19 protein-coding genes are annotated in these 20,331 nt (G+C 53.9%); 8 read left to right on the forward strand and 11 right to left on the reverse strand.

Annotation, left to right across the window (positions count from 1 at the left end; genetic code table 11):
• Positions 1-279 precede the first annotated feature (279 nt).
• Positions 280-726: a YcgN family cysteine cluster protein gene (locus OCH02_RS03915; protein ID WP_012145475.1), complete on the forward strand. Its 447-nt coding sequence runs from the start codon at positions 280-282 to the stop codon at positions 724-726.
• A gap of 506 nt (positions 727-1,232) precedes the next feature.
• On the opposite strand, the gene dsbB is transcribed toward OCH02_RS03915, so the two are convergent.
• Together dsbB and nhaB are read right to left on the reverse strand one after the other, a co-directional pair.
• Complete coding sequence (dsbB, locus tag OCH02_RS03920; RefSeq protein WP_261429958.1) at positions 1,233-1,763, reverse strand: disulfide bond formation protein DsbB; 531 nt, start codon at positions 1,761-1,763, stop codon at positions 1,233-1,235.
• 124 nt (positions 1,764-1,887) lie between these two features.
• Positions 1,888-3,459 (reverse strand): sodium/proton antiporter NhaB, encoded by a 1,572-nt coding sequence (nhaB, locus tag OCH02_RS03925; RefSeq protein ID WP_261429960.1) that lies wholly within the window; start codon positions 3,457-3,459, stop codon positions 1,888-1,890.
• Between the two features lie 242 nt (positions 3,460-3,701).
• Here nhaB and fadR point away from each other — a divergent pair, with 242 nt between their 5' ends.
• Positions 3,702-4,421 carry a fatty acid metabolism transcriptional regulator FadR gene (fadR, locus tag OCH02_RS03930; RefSeq protein WP_261429962.1) on the forward strand — a complete coding sequence of 240 codons (720 nt, stop codon included), beginning with the start codon at positions 3,702-3,704 and terminating at the stop codon, positions 4,419-4,421.
• A gap of 61 nt (positions 4,422-4,482) precedes the next feature.
• Here the strand turns inward: fadR and OCH02_RS03935 are convergent, their stop codons facing one another.
• The gene (locus OCH02_RS03935; RefSeq protein WP_261429964.1) at positions 4,483-6,018 is read right to left on the reverse strand and encodes a SpoVR family protein; all 1,536 of its coding nucleotides are present in this window, start codon (positions 6,016-6,018) and stop codon (positions 4,483-4,485) included.
• A gap of 538 nt (positions 6,019-6,556) precedes the next feature.
• On the opposite strand from OCH02_RS03935, the gene OCH02_RS03940 reads away from it, so the two are divergent.
• Positions 6,557-7,861 carry a D-amino acid dehydrogenase gene (locus OCH02_RS03940; protein ID WP_261429965.1) on the forward strand — a complete coding sequence of 435 codons (1,305 nt, stop codon included), beginning with the start codon at positions 6,557-6,559 and terminating at the stop codon, positions 7,859-7,861.
• A 72-nt stretch (positions 7,862-7,933) separates the two neighbouring features.
• Positions 7,934-9,007 carry a catabolic alanine racemase DadX gene (gene dadX, locus OCH02_RS03945; RefSeq protein ID WP_261429967.1) on the forward strand — a complete coding sequence of 358 codons (1,074 nt, stop codon included), beginning with the start codon at positions 7,934-7,936 and terminating at the stop codon, positions 9,005-9,007.
• A 3-nt stretch (positions 9,008-9,010) separates the two neighbouring features.
• On the opposite strand, the gene OCH02_RS03950 is transcribed toward dadX, so the two are convergent.
• The 6 genes from OCH02_RS03950 to OCH02_RS03975 all read right to left on the reverse strand — a co-directional run bounded on the left by OCH02_RS03950 (position 9,011) and on the right by OCH02_RS03975 (position 15,786).
• Positions 9,011-10,204 (reverse strand): multidrug effflux MFS transporter, encoded by a 1,194-nt coding sequence (locus tag OCH02_RS03950; RefSeq protein WP_261429969.1) that lies wholly within the window; start codon positions 10,202-10,204, stop codon positions 9,011-9,013.
• A gap of 108 nt (positions 10,205-10,312) precedes the next feature.
• Complete coding sequence (locus OCH02_RS03955) at positions 10,313-10,873, reverse strand: 3'-5' exonuclease (protein WP_261429971.1); 561 nt, start codon at positions 10,871-10,873, stop codon at positions 10,313-10,315.
• Positions 10,874-10,935: 62 nt separating this feature from the next.
• On the reverse strand, positions 10,936-12,654 hold the full coding sequence (locus tag OCH02_RS03960; RefSeq protein ID WP_261429972.1) for an ABC transporter permease subunit: 1,719 nt from the start codon (positions 12,652-12,654) through the stop codon (positions 10,936-10,938).
• Positions 12,654-14,162: an ABC transporter substrate-binding protein gene (locus OCH02_RS03965; RefSeq protein ID WP_261429973.1), complete on the reverse strand. Its 1,509-nt coding sequence runs from the start codon at positions 14,160-14,162 to the stop codon at positions 12,654-12,656. Before OCH02_RS03965 ends, OCH02_RS03960 begins: the two co-directional genes overlap by 1 nt.
• 18 nt (positions 14,163-14,180) lie before the next feature.
• The gene (locus OCH02_RS03970; RefSeq protein WP_261429974.1) at positions 14,181-14,963 is read right to left on the reverse strand and encodes an ABC transporter ATP-binding protein; all 783 of its coding nucleotides are present in this window, start codon (positions 14,961-14,963) and stop codon (positions 14,181-14,183) included.
• Positions 14,964-14,976: 13 nt separating this feature from the next.
• Positions 14,977-15,786 carry an ABC transporter ATP-binding protein gene (locus tag OCH02_RS03975; protein ID WP_261429976.1) on the reverse strand — a complete coding sequence of 270 codons (810 nt, stop codon included), beginning with the start codon at positions 15,784-15,786 and terminating at the stop codon, positions 14,977-14,979.
• A 152-nt stretch (positions 15,787-15,938) separates the two neighbouring features.
• On the opposite strand from OCH02_RS03975, the gene OCH02_RS03980 reads away from it, so the two are divergent.
• The gene (locus OCH02_RS03980; protein WP_167796654.1) at positions 15,939-16,094 is read left to right on the forward strand and encodes a hypothetical protein; all 156 of its coding nucleotides are present in this window, start codon (positions 15,939-15,941) and stop codon (positions 16,092-16,094) included.
• Between the two features lie 9 nt (positions 16,095-16,103).
• Here the strand turns inward: OCH02_RS03980 and OCH02_RS03985 are convergent, their stop codons facing one another.
• Positions 16,104-16,586: a hypothetical protein gene (locus tag OCH02_RS03985; RefSeq protein WP_261429978.1), complete on the reverse strand. Its 483-nt coding sequence runs from the start codon at positions 16,584-16,586 to the stop codon at positions 16,104-16,106.
• 171 nt (positions 16,587-16,757) lie between these two features.
• On the opposite strand from OCH02_RS03985, the gene OCH02_RS03990 reads away from it, so the two are divergent.
• The gene (locus OCH02_RS03990; protein ID WP_261429979.1) at positions 16,758-17,051 is read left to right on the forward strand and encodes a hypothetical protein; all 294 of its coding nucleotides are present in this window, start codon (positions 16,758-16,760) and stop codon (positions 17,049-17,051) included.
• Between the two features lie 311 nt (positions 17,052-17,362).
• Positions 17,363-19,480, forward strand: a complete 2,118-nt coding sequence (locus tag OCH02_RS03995) for a TonB-dependent siderophore receptor (protein WP_261429981.1) — start codon at positions 17,363-17,365, stop codon at positions 19,478-19,480.
• Positions 19,481-19,532: 52 nt separating this feature from the next.
• Here the strand turns inward: OCH02_RS03995 and OCH02_RS04000 are convergent, their stop codons facing one another.
• Positions 19,533-19,709 (reverse strand): GhoT/OrtT family toxin, encoded by a 177-nt coding sequence (locus OCH02_RS04000; protein WP_012145459.1) that lies wholly within the window; start codon positions 19,707-19,709, stop codon positions 19,533-19,535.
• Positions 19,710-19,931: 222 nt separating this feature from the next.
• Between OCH02_RS04000 and OCH02_RS04005 the strand changes: the two genes are divergently transcribed.
• The gene (locus OCH02_RS04005; RefSeq protein ID WP_006322621.1) at positions 19,932-20,090 is read left to right on the forward strand and encodes a YqaE/Pmp3 family membrane protein; all 159 of its coding nucleotides are present in this window, start codon (positions 19,932-19,934) and stop codon (positions 20,088-20,090) included.
• Positions 20,091-20,331 lie beyond the last annotated feature (241 nt).

The raw sequence follows: 20,331 nt of genomic DNA on the forward strand, positions 1-20,331 counted from the left end.
AGGTAAAACGAAAGGGTGATAGACCTGTGATTTGTTCGTATAATTAAGCGATACGAGCCATGTTGTTATCCGCCGGAAGCAAACAAGAATTGGCCGATGGTCATGGTGCTTAATGCTGAATGCCGTTGTTTTAAATAGCATTTTTTTTAAGCAAATATGCTGTTATCGCTATGATTATCTTGTGTTTTCAGCCTTTCTATTTGGCTGGTATATCTATATAGTGCACCCTCAAAACCTGTACGCAGGTTATCTATTCATTTACCTATACCGGACGCGAACATGTCACAAACCCCTTTTTGGCAACAAAAAACGCTGGCGGAAATGTCAGAACAAGAGTGGGAATCGCTGTGCGACGGTTGTGGGCAATGCTGTCTGAATAAGCTGATCGACGAAGATACCGACGAGATTTATTTCACCAACGTAGCCTGTGACCAGCTGAATATTAAATCGTGCCAGTGCCGCAACTATGAACGTCGCTTTGAGCTGGAAGAGGACTGCATCAAGTTGACGCGTGAGAACCTCACGACGTTTGACTGGCTGCCACCGACCTGTGCATATCGCCTGATTGGCGAAGGCAAACCCTTGTTTTCCTGGCACCCGCTGGTTAGCGGTTCCAAGGCGGCGATGCACGGTGAGCGCATCACGGTGCGGCATATTGCGGTACGTGAAAGTGAGGTGGTGGACTGGCAGGACCACATCATGAACAAGCCAAGCTGGGCGCGATAAACGAAAAAAGCCCCTGCAAAGAAGAGGGGCAAGACACACAACAACACCAGGGAAATCGTTAATACTAACTTGCGGAGACTATAAGGTTTTTTCGGCAAAACTTCATCAAAATATCGATGCAATAATGCATCACTATGATGAGTTTTTTTGTACAAGGCGAGCGAGAGCAAATAAATCGTTCGGGTATAGTACAATTTCAGACCGAAAACGTGAGATTGTCATCCTGCGAATAAGGCTTTTTCCCTCTCCAACTTAATGTTATGTAAATTACGTGCCAAATCTTGCCCGGATGCTTCTTTTTATACAGAAGGTTAGGTAGTTTGACCGCTCTCACGCTAAGTTCCGAGAGTAGAATAATGAAAATGATACGTCTGTTTGCCGTGGCTGGGGCGCTGATAGTGCTCGTTTATTACCTTACGCACACTTAATGTTACTTTACCTCTGAATAATATCCGCAAACCCATAAAAAACGGCGCCCTGAGGCGCCGTTTTTTATTCGGCCATGCTTAACGACCAAACAGGTCACGGCGACGCGGGCGAACAAACTGCGCAGCCAATACGATGATGGCGAACAGCAGGTAGGCCGTGAAAATACCTACCAGCCATTGCGGCATTTCCAGAGTCAGAAACTCCCATTGGCGCACTGAACAGTCACCTGACGCGTGAAACACCGCAGGCAGCCATTTATCCAGCGGCAGCCAGGATGGGAAGCTGACAAAGAAATCACAGGTATTAAACGGCGAAGGATGCAGTTGGATCATGGTGTGTTTCCATGCCAGTTGCAGGCCTTCCCAGGCGCTGTAAATCCACAGCAGGATAGCGGCATAACGCAGTGGCGTTTTCGGCGCGATGGCGCCGAGCAGCGAGGCGCCCAGAATGCCAAACAGCGCGCAGCGCTCGTAAATGCACATCACACAGGGTTGCAGCAGCATTACGTGCTGAAAGTAGAGAGCAACTAATTCCAGCACCAGCGCAGTCAGGGCCATCAACAGCCAAGCACCGCGCCCCTGCGAGCAGCGGTTAAAGAATTGCAACATATATTTATTCTTCCATGCAGTAAGCAATTGAACTGGCAGTGTAAACCAATTCAACTCTGCTGCCAGCTACCTGAGCCTGATTCAGCACAAAAATAGTCGCTGACAGCGGAGTGGGTTTACAGGATTAGTGTGCAGCGGCTTCAATCGATGGCAGCGTCAGCCAATGCCACTGGGTCAGCAGGTCAGTCACGGGTGCCAGCGTAAACTGGACGCACAGCAGACCCACCAGGGTTAATACCACAGTATAGGGTAAAGCCATCCATACCATTCGTCCGTAAGACAAACGCACCAGCGGTGCCAGCGCAGAGGTCAGCAGGAACAGGAAAGCCGCCTGGCCATTCGGTGTAGCGACCGACGGCAGATTGGTCCCGGTATTAATGGCAACCGCCAGCATTTCGAACTGCTTCAGGGAGATCGCGCCGTTTTCGAACGCGGCCCGTGCTTCATTGATGTATACCGTCCCGACGAACACGTTGTCAGATACCGAAGAGAGGAGGCCATTAAACAGATAAAACAGCGCCAGTTGTGAAGAGGGTTGCGCTTGCAGAACAAACTGAATAATCGGTGTAAACAGGTGTTGCTCAATAATCACCGCCACCACGGTGAAAAATACCGTCAGCAGCGCAGTAAAAGGCAGCGCTTCCTGGAATGCCTTACCGATGGCGTGTTCATCGGTGACGCCGCACAGAGATGTGGCGAGAATAATGACCGACAGACCAATCAGGCCCACTTCCGCCAGATGAAAGGCCAGTGCCACCACTAACCAAATGCCGATCAGCGCCTGAATGACCAATCTGACCTGTTCTTGTTTACTGCGTCCGGCGGTAGCCTGGTGGTCAAATTCGGTCAGCACCTCACGTACGCGCTCAGGCAGTTTTGCTCCATAGCCAAAGACGCCGAAGCGCTCGAGCAGTAAGCAAACCAGCAGGCCGCACGCAAACACCGGCAGGGTAACCGGCGCCATGCGCAAGAAGAAATCAACAAATCCCCAGTTGGCGCTTTTGGCGATAATCAGGTTTTGCGGTTCACCTACCATAGTCATCACGCCGCCCAGTGCGGTACCAACGCCGGCGTGCATCAACAGGCTGCGCAGGAAGGCACGGAACTGCTCAAGCGTCTGCTTATGATCGTCACTGACCAGGCCGCTGTCGTCACCGACGTCGACATTACCGTCAGAACGGTTTGAAGCCACGTTGTGGTAGATTGAATAAAACCCGGTTGCGACGCTGATAACCACGGCCACTACCGTCAGTGCATCGAGGAAGGCTGACAACAGCGCCGCCGCAAAGCAGAACGCCAAAGAAAGCAGCATTTTTGAGCGGATGTTGAGCAGTAGCTTGGTGAAGACGAACAGCAGCAACTGCTTCATAAAGTAGATGCCGGCCACCATAAAGATCAGCAACAGCAGCACTTCGAGATTATGGGCAATTTCTTCACCCACCCGATCGGGGCTGGTCATGCCAATCAGCACCGACTCAATGGCCAGCAGGCCACCCGGCAGCAGTGGGTAGCACTTCAGCGCCATTGCCAGGGTAAAGATAAATTCGACTACTAACAGCCAACCCGCAATGAACGGATCGACGAGGAAGAAAACCAGTGGGTTGACCACCAGGAAAACAAGAATGGCCAGTTTGTACCAGTCTGGTGATTGCCCGAGGAAGTTTTTCACCAGGGCACTGCGTAAGGTCGTTTCCATTATGCGTTACACGTCCTGAAAATAAGTTGTCTCATACTAGCCTAACAATGCCGCCGGGGCAGATGCAATAAGGGCTTGCTTTACGATGAGAAATTTCTCTAAGCGGTGTTTTTGCACGTTTTTTGCCACTTTATGCACAGTTTCGTTCAATGTTTTTCGCTCACGCTAGGTCATGCAATAGCGATCTGGTATGATCAGCCGACTACTATTACTGATTATCGTCGCTACGGAACGTCAAACACATGGTCATAAAGGCGCAGAGTCCTGCCGGTTTCGCGGAAGAATACATTATCGAGAGTATCTGGAATAATCGCTTCCCTCCTGGCACTATTTTGCCCGCGGAGCGTGAGCTTTCTGAACTGATTGGTGTCACGCGCACCACGTTACGTGAAGTTTTACAACGCCTGGCCCGTGATGGCTGGTTGACCATTCAGCATGGCAAACCGACCAAAGTTAATAATTTCTGGGAAACGTCCGGTCTCAATATTCTTGAGACGGTGGCACGCCTCGACCATCAGAGCGTTCCACAATTGATCGACAACCTGCTGTCTGTGCGCACCAATATCGCGGCAATCTTTATTCGCGCAGCGGTGCGTAACCATCCAGAGGCCGCTCAGGAAGTGTTGGCGAAAGCCACTCAAGTAGAAGATCAGGCGGATGCTTTCAACCTGTTGGACTACGAGATTTTCCGTGGTCTGGCGTTTGCCTCCGGCAACCCGATTTACGGTCTGATCTTCAACGGTCTGAAGGGCTTGTATACCCGCGTTGGCCGCTACTACTTCTCAAACCCGGAGTCTCGCAAGCTGGTGCTGACGTTCTATAGCAAGCTGTCGACACTCTGTCATGAGAAGTCCTACGATCAGGTAATGGACTGCGTGCGTAACTACGGTAAAGATAGCGGCGCCATTTGGCAAAGCATGCAAGGCACGATGCCAAGCGATTTGACCGAAGCCCGTCGCTAACGTCAACACCGCATTACGTAAAAGGGGCGCCATTTGGCGCCCCTTTAGTTATTGAAGAGTCTTACAGCGGAGTCGGGCGCGGTGGACAACGTTCCAATAGCTCGACGCTGCCGTCTTCGTTCTGTTGCTCCAAAATAATGTCGAAGCCCCACAGACGGTGCAGGTGTTTCATCACCTCACGCCGGCTCTTGTCCAGCGGAGCGCGATCCTGCGGGATATACCGCAACGTTAATGAACGGTCGCCGCGCAAATCTACATTCCAAATCTGTATGTTCGGTTCGTGGTCGCTCAGATTATATTGCGCCGACAGCTCCTGACGGATTGCGCGGTAACCGGCTTCATCATGGATCGCGGCTATTTCCAGGTAGTTATTGCGATCGTCATCCAGCACGGTGAACAGCCGGAAATCACGCATGATCTTCGGCGACAGGAACTGACTGATAAAGCTTTCATCCTTGAAGTCACGCATGGCGAAGTGAAGTGTTTCCAGCCAGTCTTTACCGGCGATGTCCGGGAACCAATAACGATCTTCTTCCGTTGGCGACTGACAGATGCGCTTGATGTCCTGGAACATGGCAAAGCCCAGTGCATAAGGGTTAATGCCGTTGTAATAAGGACTGTTGTAAGGCGGTTGATACACCACGTTGGTATGGCTGTGCAAAAACTCCAGCATAAAACGTTCGGTGACCCGACCCTCGTCGTACAGATGATTGAGGATGGTGTAGTGCCAGAATGTCGCCCAGCCTTCGTTCATCACCTGGGTTTGTTTCTGCGGATAAAAATACTGGCTCACTTTGCGCACAATACGCAGGATCTCACGCTGCCAGGGTTCCAGTAGTGGCGCATTTTTTTCCATAAAGTAGAGGATGTTTTCCTGCGGTTCGCTTGGATAGCGGCGCGCCTGCTCAGGTGCCTCTTCACGTTCAACCCGTGGCAGGGTCTTCCACAGCGTGTTCACCTGGCTTTGCAGGTACTCTTCGCGGCTTTTTTGCCGGGCTGTTTCTTCGATCAGTGAAATTTTCTGTGGCCGTTTGTAACGGTCCACGCCGTAGTTCATCAACGCATGGCAAGAGTCGAGCAGCTTCTCTACTTCTTCAACGCCGTAGCGCTCTTCGCATTGGCTGATGTAGTGGCGGGCGAACAGCAGGTAATCGACGATCGAACTGGCGTCGGTCCAACTGCGGAACAGGTAGTTATTCTTGAAGAATGAATTGTGCCCATAGCAGGCGTGCGCCATAACCAAAGCCTGCATGGTGATGGTGTTTTCTTCCATCAGGTAGGCGATACAGGGATTGGAGTTGATCACAATCTCATAGGCCAGGCCCTGCTGCCCATGCTTATAGCGCTGCTCGGTCTCAATGAATTTTTTACCGAATGACCAATGGGTGTAGTTAATCGGCATGCCGACGCTGGAATAAGCATCCATCATCTGCTCTGAGGTAATGACCTCGATTTGATGCGGGTAGGTATCGAGCTTGTAATGTTTGGCTACGCGATCGATGTGCTCCAGATACACCTGCAGCAACTCGAACGTCCAGTCCGGTCCATCGCTCAGACGTTTATCTTCCTTGACCTTATCATGTGTTGAAGTAGTCATCAGCGCACCCTCGTTATTACGGACCTTGCTCGAACGGCAGACCCTGTATCAATCGTAGCTCAATCTACGCAGAGGTAATAATGATATAAAGCTTAAAAATTCAACGATCTGTCGCACGGAACCCACTTAGATAGCGGCCAGGGAGCTTTTACCCTAAGTTTTTTCTGCTGGAACAGAATCTCACTCCGGCAAAGTGTTATGTTATTAAAGTCGCTATTTTGTAGTTTATTGTTCTGTGGTAATGGTGCTGCTTCATTTTTATATTCTGTTAAATCCTTGTTGATTTCTTGGCTTTTACTTGATGCTATCAATGACTTCATTGACTGCATATCGGCCCGTGTTTCGCTCTGAAAACCGCCTTTCACCGCATCTTATCGCTATTTATAGGTAGCTATTGCAAAAGAGACGGCCATGAACGATAAATTAATTGTGAATGTTGTCACGTTTGATGACGAAGATGTTGGACGGATTTTTCCACTGAGTTAATTTCCTGTGAGCAGAAGATTATGCTTTGTGAAGCCTTAAGCTGGAGTCAGCGATGCGAGTGGTAATTTTAGGTAGTGGAGTGGTGGGTGTTGCCAGCGCCTGGTATTTGGCGAAAGCGGGGCATGAGGTGACGGTGATCGATCGTCAACCCGGCCCGGCGATGGAAACCAGCGCGGCGAATGCCGGTCAGATCTCACCGGGCTATGCGGCACCCTGGGCTGCACCTGGCGTGCCTTTGAAGGCGGTCAAATGGATGTTCCAGCGCCATGCGCCTTTGGCGGTTCGTCTGGACGGCAGCAGTTTCCAATTGAGCTGGATGTGGCAGATGCTCAAAAACTGCAATACCGAACACTACATGACCAATAAAGGGCGTATGGTGCGGCTGGCTGAATACAGCCGTGACTGTATCAAGGCGCTGCGCCAGGAAACCGGCATCCAATACGAAGGCCGTCAGGGCGGGACGCTGCAGCTGTTCCGCACCCAGCAACAGTTTGAAAGTGCGTCCAAAGATATTGCGGTGTTGGAAGATGCCGGCGTGCCTTACAAACTGCTGGAAGCCAGTCAGTTGGCCAGCGTTGAACCTGCGCTGGCGCAGGTGGCGCATAAGCTGACCGGTGGGCTGCAACTGCCTAACGATGAAACCGGCGACTGCCAACTCTTTACCCAACAGTTGGCTAAAATGGCGCAGCAGGCCGGAGTTACCTTCCTGTATAACCGCAGCGTCGATCGCCTGCTGGTGGAAGGGGACAAGATTAGCGGTGTGCAGTGTGGTGGGGAAATCTTCAAAGCCGACAGCTATGTGGTAGCCTTTGGTTCTTATTCCACCGCGCTGTTGCGCGATCTGGTGTCGATCCCTGTCTATCCGTTGAAAGGCTACTCGCTGACCATTCCTATTACCGATGAGTCTGCCGCACCATTCTCAACCGTGCTGGATGAAACCTACAAAATTGCCATTACCCGTTTTGACCAGCGCATCCGCGTGGGTGGCATGGCGGAAATCGTGGGATTCAATACGCAGCTTGAACAAAAGCGTAGAGAGACGTTGGAGATGGTGGTACGTGACCTTTATCCTAACGGTGGACGGGTTACCGATGCGACCTTCTGGACCGGTTTACGGCCGATGACGCCGGATGGCACGCCGATTGTCGGCAAGACCTCGCTGAAAAACCTGTTCCTGAATACCGGTCACGGTACCCTGGGCTGGACCATGGCCTGTGGTTCAGGGCAACTGCTTTCCGATTTGATTTCCGGTATCACTCCGGCCATTCCTTCAGACGATCTGGGAGTGGCACGTTACAGCGCCGGATTTCGCAGCCTCTACACCGGCCCCTTGAACGATGTGCATCCCGCGCGTTAAAAAACCTAATTTATAATGTTACTGTCACGGGCATTGGCCCGTGACCGCATTTGCTGGCCCGTAGGAGTGCCCATGCCTCGCCCGATTTCCGCCACGCTACACCTTGGCGCATTTGAAAATAACCTGCAGGTGGTTCGTCGTTTCGCCCCCAACGCCAAAGTCTGGTCGGTGGTCAAGGCCAATGCCTATGGTCACGGTATCAAACATGTCTGGCGCAGTCTGGCGCAGACCGACGGTTTTGCCTTGCTGGATCTGGCCGAAGCCATTTTGCTGCGTGAGTCCGGCTGGCAAGGACCGATTCTGCTGCTGGAAGGCTTTTTCAAACCACAGGATTTGGCCCTGCTGGACCGCTATCGTTTGACGACCTCGGTACACAGCGACTGGCAACTGGCGGCGATAGCCGAGGCCAAACTGTCGGCACCGCTGGATGTTTATCTGAAAGTGAACAGCGGCATGAATCGTCTGGGGTTTACGCCGGAACGTTTTCACGCTGTCTGGATGAAGGCCCAGGAGATCGGCAACATAGCCAGCCTGACGCTGATGAGTCATTTCGCCACCGCTGACGGCCCACAGGGCGTCGAGGCGCAAATGGCCGCCATTGAGCAGGCGGCGACGGGTATCACTTCACCGCGCTGTCTGGCCAACTCTGCCGCTACCTTGTGGCATCCGCAGACCCATGGTGGCTGGGTGCGGCCAGGCATCGTGCTCTATGGTGCTTCCCCTAGCGGTCAGTGGAGCGATATTGCCGACAGTGGTCTGCAACCTGCCATGACGCTGAGTAGCGAAATTATCGGTGTTCAGACGCTGAAATCCGGTGACCAGGTGGGTTATGGCTGGCGTTACCGCGCCGAGGGAGCACAACGCATCGGCGTGGTGGCCTGTGGTTATGCCGATGGCTATCCGCGTCATGCGCAAACCGGCACGCCAGTCTGGGTGGACGGTGTGCTGACACGAACGCTGGGCACGGTATCAATGGATATGCTGGTGGTCGATCTGACGCCTTGCCCGCATGCGGGTATTGGGACAGAAGTGGAGCTGTGGGGGCGACGCCTGCCGGTTGACGATGTCGCCGCCGCGGCAGGCACGCTGGGTTATGAACTACTGACGGCGTTGGCCGCCAGAGTGCCAATCATCACCGAGGCATAAGCCTCAGGCAATTTTCTTCAACTGACCTTTAATTTGCTTGCTGCGCTGGCGTGCGTGCAGCGCCAGCAGGCAACCCACCAGCATCACCAGCGCCAGTGACAGCTTGGGTGGCAACGGCAGCGCCATCGCCAACAAGCCCAGAGCGGCACCGCCGGCCATTTGCACAAAACCGACCAAGGCAGAAGCTACCCCGGCCTCATTGGAATACGGCTCCAGCGCGTAGCTGGTTGCCGGGCCCATCACAAAGGCCAGCCCAGCGCAGGCAAAAGCGACCGGCAGCATATAGGCCAACCAGTGAGTTTGCGCCGTACCAGACAGTAATGAGACGCCCAGCAGTAGCCCAATAGCCCCGACACCCATCAATATACCGCCGGTTGCCAGACAGACCGGGCGCCCGACCTTTTGAATGATGCGGTTGGCGAAAAAACTCACCAGCATGATCCAAAAGCCGTTGGCGCCAAACACCAACGAGAATTGCAACGGCGTCAGCCCGGCGGTTCCCATTAGCACGTTGGGGGCCAGTGAGACGTAGGTCAGCGCCATGCCCATCGCACCTGAGTTGACCACGGCGAAGGACAGAAAGCGGCGGTCGCGGGCGATGCGGGCATATTGTCGCACCGGCAATCCTTTGACGCGCACTGTGTCCGCCGGGCGAGTTTCCGGCAGGCGAAGGGCGATCAGTACCAGTACCGCCAGTGCGTAACACACCAGGAACCAGAATGGGGCGCGCCAGCCATAGGCTTCTGCCAGCAGTCCACCCAGCAAGGGGGCCAGGGCAGGAATAATATTCAGCGTACCGTTGAGAAAACCGAAGGCACGGGCCGCATCGTCGCCGTTCATCCGATCGCGCACGCCGCTGAATGCCACCACGGCGGTACAACAAACCGCCACACCCTGCAACAGGCGAGAGGCGACAAACATCGTTGGCGTGGTGGCCAGCGCCGCCATCGCCGCGCCAATCATGTAAATCACAATACCGGCCAGAGCCACCGGTTTACGGCCGTAGTTATCCACCAGCGGGCCGGCAATAACCTGCCCGAGGCCCAACACCAGAATGAACAGAGAAATAGTGGACTGAATCAGCGCTTCACTGCTGTTAAGGCCAACGGCGATGGCGGGGATAGTCGGCAGATAGAGATCGATACCCAGCGGGCCGAGCAGCACCAGGCTAAGAAGCAGAAACAGAAATTTTTGCATAACAAAAACAGCACATCCGAGTGACAAAGAGGGCTAGAGTAGAGATTCTGGCGCTAAATGGAAAGAGGCAAAGCATAGGCCGTCGCAGGTACGCCAGTCCTATTCTATTTATGACGCAGTGGCTTTGCGATAGTAAAGTGCCGATATTGTATCCGCCACGTAACGCGCCTGATGTTTGGCGTCATCCAAGGCCCGATGGGGCGTACCTTCAAATGCCCGCTCTTTCTTTGGGTTAAAGCCCAGCATTTCGGCCAGGGTGATCACCGTGCGCACATCTTGAGTATCCCAAAACTTCCACGGACAGGGCATGTCAAGCTGCTGGAAAGCATGTTCGAGGATGGCGCAATCGAACTCCTTGCCGTTGCCCCAGACCTTGACCTTATCGGTGCTGTTCATATGGATAAACCGGCTTAGGTTGGTCAGCGTGCGTTTAAGGCTTTCTGTGCCGCCGAAAGCCAGCTTGCGCGCTTCGTCGGACTGTTTCGCCCACCAGGCGACGGTATCCAGGCTGATGGTTCTGCCGGGCTGATCTTTTTGGGCGCTGACGGCGTTTTCAAATTCCGCACCGAGCTGCCCGCTTTGGGGATCGAAAAATACCGCGGCGACCACCAGGATCACCGCGCTGGGTTTTATATCCAGCGTTTCAATATCTAACATCAGATGGTGCATTGGGTCTCCCGGCCGGTTGAGGTACCGCATAATATTACTACAAACCGGGCCGGGATGCGCCGTCAGTCCCGACGGTTGCCGGCGGTATTGGCCAGCGTTACCGCGAGCACCGCCAGTAATATCAGGGCGATTGCCGGAGCCAGGACTCCCCATGGCGCCCGTTCGATATAGGGCATGCCTTCCGCCAGTACCAGCCCCCATTCTGCACTGGGTGGCTGCGGACCCAGACCAAGGAAACCCAGGGCGGCCAGCGCCAGTGCAATGCCCGGCAGGCGCAGCATGGCATGGCGCAGCAGTGGCCCCCATAACGCAGGCAGCAGATAATGCGTCAAGGTGCGCAGTCGACCAACCCCCAACACCGGCAACATGCGGATATAGGGCTGAGTGCGGGCTTCCGTCAGCAGCGAAGCGCAATGGGCCGCCAGCGGAGCCCAACTGACCAACATCACCGCGCAGGCGGCGCCGTAGGCCGAAGGGCCGCTAATGGCGACCACTAACAGGCCTGCGATAATCGGCGGTGTAGCATTGGCCAGCTCAATCATTCCACACATCAGACGCGGCATCAGCCCGAATACTAATCCGAGGAACAGCGAAGCGAAGCTGACCGCCAGTGCCAGCAGGCTGGTATTCAGCGCACCGTAAGCGACGCGCGCCAGAATGTCCCGACCGGTGGCATCCGCGCCGAAGGGCAGATCGAGGCTGGGTGGCTGGAGGCGAATATGCAGTGATGAGAGTGGATCGCGAATGATCCCGCTCAGCACCAACAAGCACAACAGCAGTGCGGCAAAGGCGGCGAAAAAGTTACTGCCTTTGCCGCTGTGCTGTGGCGGCGTCGAATTGGCCAGGCTCGGCGCTACCCGACCCAGCAACAGATAATGCGCCCCCTGCGTCAAAAAACCGGTGCTGAAGGCGATCAGCAACAAGATCAGAATGCCGCACTGCAACGTGGGCAGATCTTGCGCGATGGCGGCGCCTAATGTCGCTCTGCCCAAACCGGGAATGGCAAAGACTTTCTCGACGGCAATGGCGCCGCCGGTTAGCCCAACCAGTACCAAACCGATTTGCGGTAACAAGGCAGGTAGCGTGCGGCGTAACACCGCCAGCAGACAATGCCACCGGGAGATACCGGCCAGGCTCCAGGTGATTAACCAACGCTCGGATAAGGTCGCGGCCAGGCCGTCACTGAACAACAGGCCCAGCAGGCCGCCAGCAGGTAAACCCAATGCCAGCGCCGGCAGCACGACATGGCGCAAACTTTGCCAGCCGAAGGGGGGAAACCAGTTTAGCCAGACGGCGCCGAGGATCAGCAACAGCGCGGCCAGGAGAAACTCGGGCAGGGCGGTCAACGCCACCGCCAACACGCCTGCAGGGCGGCGATATTCGCCTTGCAAGCCGCGCCAAAGGGTTTGCAGTGCCAGCAACAATGCGACCAATAGCGCTATCGCCAGCGCGTAGCCCATCAACGTAAGAGAAACCCCGGTAGCCTGTAACAGCCCCTCCAGTACCGGACGACCGGAGATCCAGGAATGACCGGCGTCGCCATGCAATACCCCATTAAACCAGCGGCCAAGCAGCATCAGCGGCCCGTCGTCCAGACCAAAGCGTTGGCGAATGGCATTCAGGGCTTCGGGCGTCGCCTCTTGTTCGGCCGAGCGAGCTCGCAGCAGGCTAAGTGCCGGGTCGCGACCGGTTAGCCAGGGCATCAGACCGATCAGGGATATCATTGCCAACAGGGCAAACAGGCGCGAGGCCAGTGGCAATAGCCGTTGTGCTAGTCGCATCAGGGCTGTTCGCTGACTATCATGCTGCGCGGTGTCACCAGTTGGCGTTCTCGCGGATCGCGCTCTGCGTTCCTCATGCCTGCGGCTTCCCCCTGGATCACTCGTTCATGCAGTAGCGGGATCGCGGCATTAGTGGCCAGTATGCGGTTTTCCGCCGCCATGATCGCCTGACGCCGCTGTGCACCGGCCGCAATGGTGGCAGCCTGAGTTAAAGCCGCATCCACCTGCGGGTCGCACAATTGGGCAATATTGAACGAGCCCTGACAGGCGAAATCGCTGAACATATAAGCCAGTGGATCGCCGGAGTCCAACACCGTGGCTCGCGACAGAATAAATGCGTCGAATTTGCCCGCCAGCGCATCGGCTTCAATATGCGCATATTCCCGCACTTCCTGTTTCACCACAAAGCCAGCCGCGCCAAGCTGTTGCGCCAGGTAAACGGCGACCTCCGGTAGCTCGGCGCGATCGCTGAAGGTGGCCAGGGTGATGGTTTTATTCGTTACCGTCCTGGAGGGCAGCAAGGGTTGCGGCTGTCTCAATGGGGCGGCCCAGGGCAGAGCCGGGCCAAGCAGCCCGCTGGCGACATCGGCACGGCCTTCGTAGACATTGTCCACCAGAGGCTGGCGCTCAATAGCCGCTGCGGCGGCGGCACGCACCTGCGGATCGCGAAAGGCACCCACTCGGGTGTTCAGATACAGGGTGTTGGTGCGCGGCATCGGCACTTCATGGATCCGTTCTGCTGCAATCAGTAGCAACTGTGATACCGGCACGGCTTCAACCAGATCGGCACTGCCGGTGCGCAGTGCTGCGGCACGGGCGGGGCCGTCCGGTACAAAGCTGACATCGATGCCCGGCGCTGCGGCTTTTGGGCCCCAATAACCTTCAAAACGCTTTAGTCGCGCGCTGCTGGTCCCGTTGATTTCCGTCAGTACAAAAGCGCCGGTCCCGGCCCGCAATGGGTTAACCACGCCGTTGGCACCGTAAGCCCGTTCGGCAAGGATCGCCAGCTGTGGGCTGGACAGCCGCTGCGGAAGTAAAGGGTCGGGGACCGCGGTGGAGATAAGCACGGCGTGATCGCTTTCTGCGCTGACTGATAATTCAATGCCGTCAAGGATGCGCGGTTTTGGTGCTGTGTTGATAGCCGCCGAAAGTGAGCGCACGACGCTCTGTGCTGTCATTAAACTGCCGTCGTGGAAACTAACCCCCGGCCGCAACACAAAGCGCCAGCGGTGTTGATCTATCTGCTGCCATTCGGTGGCCAATGCCGGTTCGGCATCACCATTGGCGTTCAGCAGCACCAGCGTTTCGGTATTGCTCCAGCGTGAAAGTTTAAACGCATCGTCGCTGAGCGGCGTGAGCCCGGAACGAGGCGGTTGCAGCATGGCCAGCCGGATGCGTCGTTCTTCGCCGGCACCGGCTTTCGGTTCGGCAGGGTCAAAACAGCCGCCAAGCAGCAAGCTGCCGGCGAGCAGGCAGCCGGTTGGGCCAATAAAGCGCGGATTCAACATGAAAAAGTCCTCAGAATGTCAGGGCTGATAAAGGGCGGGTAACGATGGAATGGCAGCCAGCAGATCGCAGGTGGCGGTATGTCGCGGGCTGTGCAACAGTTCATCGGTTGGACGATCTTCCACGATGACGCCGCAGGCCATCACCAGCGTTCGTTGGCATAGGGCGGCGACCAGTGAAATATCATGGGAGACAAGCAGCATGCCCATATTTTGTTGACGAGTAATCTTGTCGAGCAGGCCGATGATCTGCTGACGCAGTGGCAGATCCAGACCGCTGACCGGTTCATCGGCGATTAAAAAACGGGGTTGTAACGCGATAGCACGCGCCAGCGCCACCCGTTGTGCCTGCCCACCGGAGAGCTGGCCGGGGCGGGCATGTAGCAGGTGCTCATCCAGTTCGACCTGCCGCAATGCCCGCTCAGCGGCAGTGCTCAAGTCCTGCCAGGGGGCCAGTTGACGCAGAGGTTCAATAATCAACTCGGCCACCCTGTGGCGCGGGTTAAGCGAGGCATGAGCATCCTGTGGAACGTATTGCACCAAACGTCGATACCAGCGTAATTGGCCCATGGAGGTTGGGCGGACGGCGTTACCCTGGCACAGAATATGGCCGGCATCCGCTGTTTCCAATGCCAGCAACAGCCTGAGCAGCGTCGATTTCCCTGCGCCAGAGCAGCCTACCAACCCGACACGCTCCCCTGGGTACAGATTCAGGTCGGTGGGTTTCAGTCCGTCAGACTGCGATGAATATCGGAGGCAGACTTGCTGCAGGCTGATGAAGGGCAGCGTTCCACGGATTGACATGTCATTCACTCCTTTAACCTGCCAGGCTCAACGGCGATGACCACTTGGAGGTTGGGCGCTGCGCGGTGGCAGCCAACTGCCGGGTATAGGGGTGAGCAGGGTGATGCAATAATTGTGCGAACGATCCCTGCTCGACTATTTTGCCATCGACCATGACGATGGCGCGCTGACACAGGTTGGCGGCAACGGTGAGATCGTGGGTAATAAACAGCAATGCCGGTGCGTGAGGTCGTTCGGTGTAACCTTTCAGGATCTCGATCAGTTGATGTTGGCTGACCATGTCTAACGCAGTGGTGGGCTCATCAGCGATTAGCAGGTTTTTCTCACCCACCAATGCCAGTGCTGCGCAGACTCGTTGGCATTGTCCGCCAGACAGTTGGCCCGGATAGCGTGACATGATGATCTCAGGCGGCAGGCCCAATACCGCCAGCAACTCGGCGGCACAGCGCTGTGCCGGTTGTTTTTTCATGTTGTTCTGACCGCGTAGTGCCAGGATTAGCTGCTGACCCACGCGGGTCAGGGGATTGAGACTGGTAAAGGGATCCTGAAAAATGGCTGCCAGCGCAGGGTGTTTGTGCTGTTGTAAACGTCGCCCAACGAGTTCTTGTCCTTGCAGCCGAATTGAGCCATCGACTGTTGCGCCAGTCGGCAGCGTCCCCAAAATGGCGGCGGCAGTCAGTGATTTACCTGAACCCGATGCGCCCAACAGGCACAGACGTTCGCCGGCATACAGCGTAAAATTCAAATCGTGGATTTTGACGTCCCCGTCAAACGACAACCTAAGGTGTTCTACGGTAAGTAACGGTGAGGTATGACTATCCATTGATGTATCTTTTTTGGGTTATATTGTTATGTGATAACATAACATTTGCGTACTCAAAATAACCAGCGGATTTATGAAATACTTTGAAATAGTCTAAAGCGGGGTAAGCAAGGTATGATGCTGAGGGTTTTGTTGTCAGGTTGGTCTTATCGGTGAGAACGCTTATTTTTATTCTGTGTATGGCGGGTTATCTGCTGGTGTTGAGTTACCTTGGTGTTTTCGTCACGGATAAAATATGTGAGAAATCCAATAACTACACCAAGGTGTGCCGCCTGGTCGATATCTCAGAGCCGCATATTCCAAAGTAAATTCGGCTGTCAGCTCAAATAGTCAGCGGTAATCAACGGCGTCAACAGCCCTGATAATGCCGCCAGCGTTGCCCACTGTCGCCACCCAAGTTGTGCCAACCAATCCTGGCGCAGTGGTGGTGTCGCAAGCTGACCCACCGCAACCGTGCCGGTCAGCAGCAGCGTCAGAAAAATGAAAACCAACCCACGGCTCCACGCATTGAACTCGATGTGCAGCACATTGGCGTAGTACAACCGCATCAGAATATAATAAGCCAGCATCACCCAGGCGAAATGGGTGCGTTTTTTCAGCACCTGGTAAAGTAAAAATGCGATGAAAATACTGTGGCACACGGAGATCAACGGGGCTTCAATTGGGTGCCTGACGCAGCCGTTATAGACCGCCAGATAGATATTAAAGACCAGCTGGGCATAGATAGTATAGATATACCAGCCATAGATAATTTTGAGCTTTTTGGGGGTTGGCGGGGTTGGGCAATAATCCGATATCATTGGAGCCTCCTGAGCTGACTAGCGTTATACCACCTAAAAACTAAATGAAAATTAAACGCCAAACAGGCTTTATTTTACCCCTAATCTGGAACTAAGCCGCATTCGCCAGGTCTGTTGAACACGGCAACATGCAAGGTGTTTCTATGTGGTTAATAACGGTAATTCATTGATATGAAAGATTATAAAAGCGATAGCTCCGCAATGTATCTGCTGATTATCACTCTGGGACTCTATTTTTTCCTGCCACCGGCCCTGGTTGCTTTCTTCTTTGATTGGTTAAATCTCAACCCCTTTGTCATTATTCGCTTCTGGCATTTTAATCCGTTTTCCGCCGATCGCGGCATTCCCCTCTATCAAACCTTTATATACATATTAAGTTTATGGGTTATAGCGAATATTCTGCTGGCACTTATTTTGCTGGTGGCTCGACGTTTTTATGCCCGGTTAGTCAGAGGAACTCGTTGAGCACTGGCACCAGATAGAACATATTGCTTCGAGCTTGTATGCCAGCCAAATGCTGGCATTTTTTATTGTTGATTTTCCATCTACATTCCCGCAATCAGCCCAGGGTTTTTGCCGACGGTAAGTGAGTTCGCCTGCTAATAAAAAGTATCCTCATGCTTGTAATCTCTTATCGATAAAGATAATAATTATCATTAATATTTCCTTTTCTTTACATACAGCACACCGATAGATTTTTTGCACTCTTGTCAGCCAGCGCTGCTGACGGGGGCGGGTCGGAGGTGACTTAATGATACTTACCGGGGATTACAAAAATGCAGATGATTTTTCCTGCCAAACGGTCGCGTGTTTTGTGTGCGCTCGCGATATTCCTGCCGCTGGCTTCGTTGGCTGAAGACACCCTGGTGGTTAGCGCCAGGCCCGCTGATACCGCCGATTCTGCGACTCAGGGTTACCAGGCGACCACCAGTCAGGGTGCGACCAAAACCGACCAGCCGCTGATCCTGACCGCGCAATCTGTTTCCGTGGTGACACGCCAACAAATGAGCGATCAGAATACCCAAACGGTTAACGATGCACTGAAATATACCCCGGGCGTTTTCACCAACTTCGCCGGCGGCGCGACACGCTATGACACCATTGCATTACGCGGTTTCCACGGTGGGGATGTCAATAACACCTTCCTCGACGGCCTGCGCCTGTTAAGTGACGGCGGCACCTATAATGCCTTGCAGGTAGATCCCTGGTTCCTGGAACGCATCGACGTCATCAAGGGGCCTTCTTCAGTGATGTATGGGCAAAGCATTCCGGGCGGGCTGGTGGCCTTGACCACCAAGCGCCCGCAGTTTGCAACGCAAGGGCAGGTTAATCTTTCGGCCGGTAATAACAGCACCCAGGGCGCGGCTTTCGATGTGACCGGCCCTTTGTCGGAGCAGTGGGCTTATCGGTTGACCGGAATGACGCGCAGCAGCGATACCATGTATGACCATCAGCGCGAAGAGCGCTATGCAATTTCGCCGTCATTGCTGTGGCAACCCGATGAAAATACCTCACTGTTACTGAAAGCCTACCTGCAAAAGGATCCCTCCGGCGGTTATCACAGTGCAGTACCGGCAGATGGCAGCCTCTATTCCAGTTCAGGCGACAAACTGGGGCGCGGATTTTTTGATGGTGAGAGTAGTCGTAACCTCTTCAAACGTTGGGAGCAGATCTACAGCTACGCCTTCTCACACAGCTTTAATGACGTTTGGTCATTCCGCCAGAATGCCAGCTATACCCATTCTAACGTTGAACTGCAGCAGGTTTATCAGATTGGCTGGGATCAGGATCACCAGTTGCTGAACCGCTATTACAGCGGCTCGGCAACTTCACTGGACGCATTCGCCGTCGACAACCAACTGGAAGCCGATTTTGCTACCGGGCCGCTGGATCACCGAGTGATGCTGGGCCTGGATTACCAGCGCTTTCGTAATAATCTGTGGGATGAGTCTGCCGGCGCCTCTCAATTGAACCCTTATACCGGTGTGTCGGGTGGCGCGGGATTGACCAATCTGACGCATACCGACTCCCGACGTCACTATGAACAAAGTGGCGTTTATCTGCAGGACGAAATCAGCCTGCAGAACTGGTATCTGAACCTGTCTGGCCGTTTTGACCGTATAGAGTCAAAAAATACGGTACTCAACACCGGCACCAGCGATGAACGTCGTGACGATAACTTTAGCGGCCGTGCCTCGTTGCTGTACCGCTTTGACAGCGGTTTCTCACCTTACGCCAGCTACAGCACGGCAGTGACGCCGGAAGCGCTGGCCGATCAAAACGGTCATATGCTGAAGCCGAGCACCAGCGAGCAGTACGAGGTGGGCCTGAAATATCAGCCTCCGGGCAGTTCATCAATCTACAGCATGGCCCTGTATGACCTGACGCAGAATGACGTCGCCAACCGCGTGGTACAGCAAAGTTATTATCTGCCTGCCGGGAAAGTACATTCTCAGGGGATTGAACTGGAGGCTCGCGGCAAGTTAACCGAACATCTCGATTTGATAGCAGGCTACACCTACAACAAGGTGAAGTTTAAAGATGCGATTGACGGCAACAGCGGCAATACGCCGTATCTGGCGCCGGAGCAAATGGCTTCTCTGTGGGGCAAATACGCCACCACCTACGGCGTAGATCTGGGGGCTGGGGTGCGTTATATCGGCAAGCAGTGGGCGGATAACGAAAATACGCTACGTATTCCTTCCGTGACGCTGGTGGATGCGTCGGTACGGATGAATCTGGATCGCGTTAATCCATCGTTGAAAGGGGCTTATGTGCAGTTAAACGTGAATAACCTGACTGACCGAAAATATGTCGCGGCCTGTTATGGCACCGGTTATTGCTATTGGGGGGCAGAACGCTCCGTGCTGGCGACGGTAGGGTACGATTTTTAAGGGAAGGCTCATCACTGCCCCGTCGGTCTTTGGCGGGGCGGTTTCTCAAGCGTTAGAACAAGGAGAACATCAACACTACCGGTAGGCTCAATGGCCAGGTCAGGCCAATGGTTAACGCACTGATAAAACGAATCTTAATGGTATCCCGGCTGACCAGATAGGTAAAAATCATAGAAACTAACAGGCCAATTAAATAAAAGTATTGTGTTGCTACCCACAGCGACGACATGAAACCAATCCCAGTTGTATTTTTAAGCCTCAAATTTTAAGGGCTCAATCCCACATAATCAACGCTTATTAATTCTTTCTTTTTTTAACGAAATATACCCACAAAATATGTAGATATATACCCATTTAACGGTTCTATTAGACTGCCTGGAGAGGGCGTAATTTGAAAATGTTAAGAATATGTAATATATTGGTGCCTTATAAAGCAAAATGAGGCGTTATTATGAGCTTTTGGAGAATTGTATTTACCATCATCTTGCCCCCTTTGGGTGTACTGCTGGATAAAGGGATCGGCGGGGCGTTTATCCTCAACATTATTCTGACCCTGCTTGGCTATTTCCCCGGTCTGATCCATGCATTCTGGATCCAGACCAAACAGTAATGTTTTTACGGGCATATCGCCCAGGGAAGCGGTCTGTTCAGCGTAACGCTATCAACCCTGGTATGGGCACATGCCGGGGTTTTTATCTTTGAAGAGGCTAATGAATATTGAGGCCGTAGACAAACAACCATGAAAAAAGCATCGCCAACAGGCCTGCGACACAAAGAATGGAGATCATTTCCTTCACTGAATAATTCCCTTTCGATTTCGTTGAAATTACTTCTCATTGTTTTTTAATATT

Source organism: Serratia quinivorans (genome assembly GCF_946227985.1).
Classification (GTDB): Bacteria; Pseudomonadota; Gammaproteobacteria; order Enterobacterales; family Enterobacteriaceae; genus Serratia; species Serratia quinivorans_A.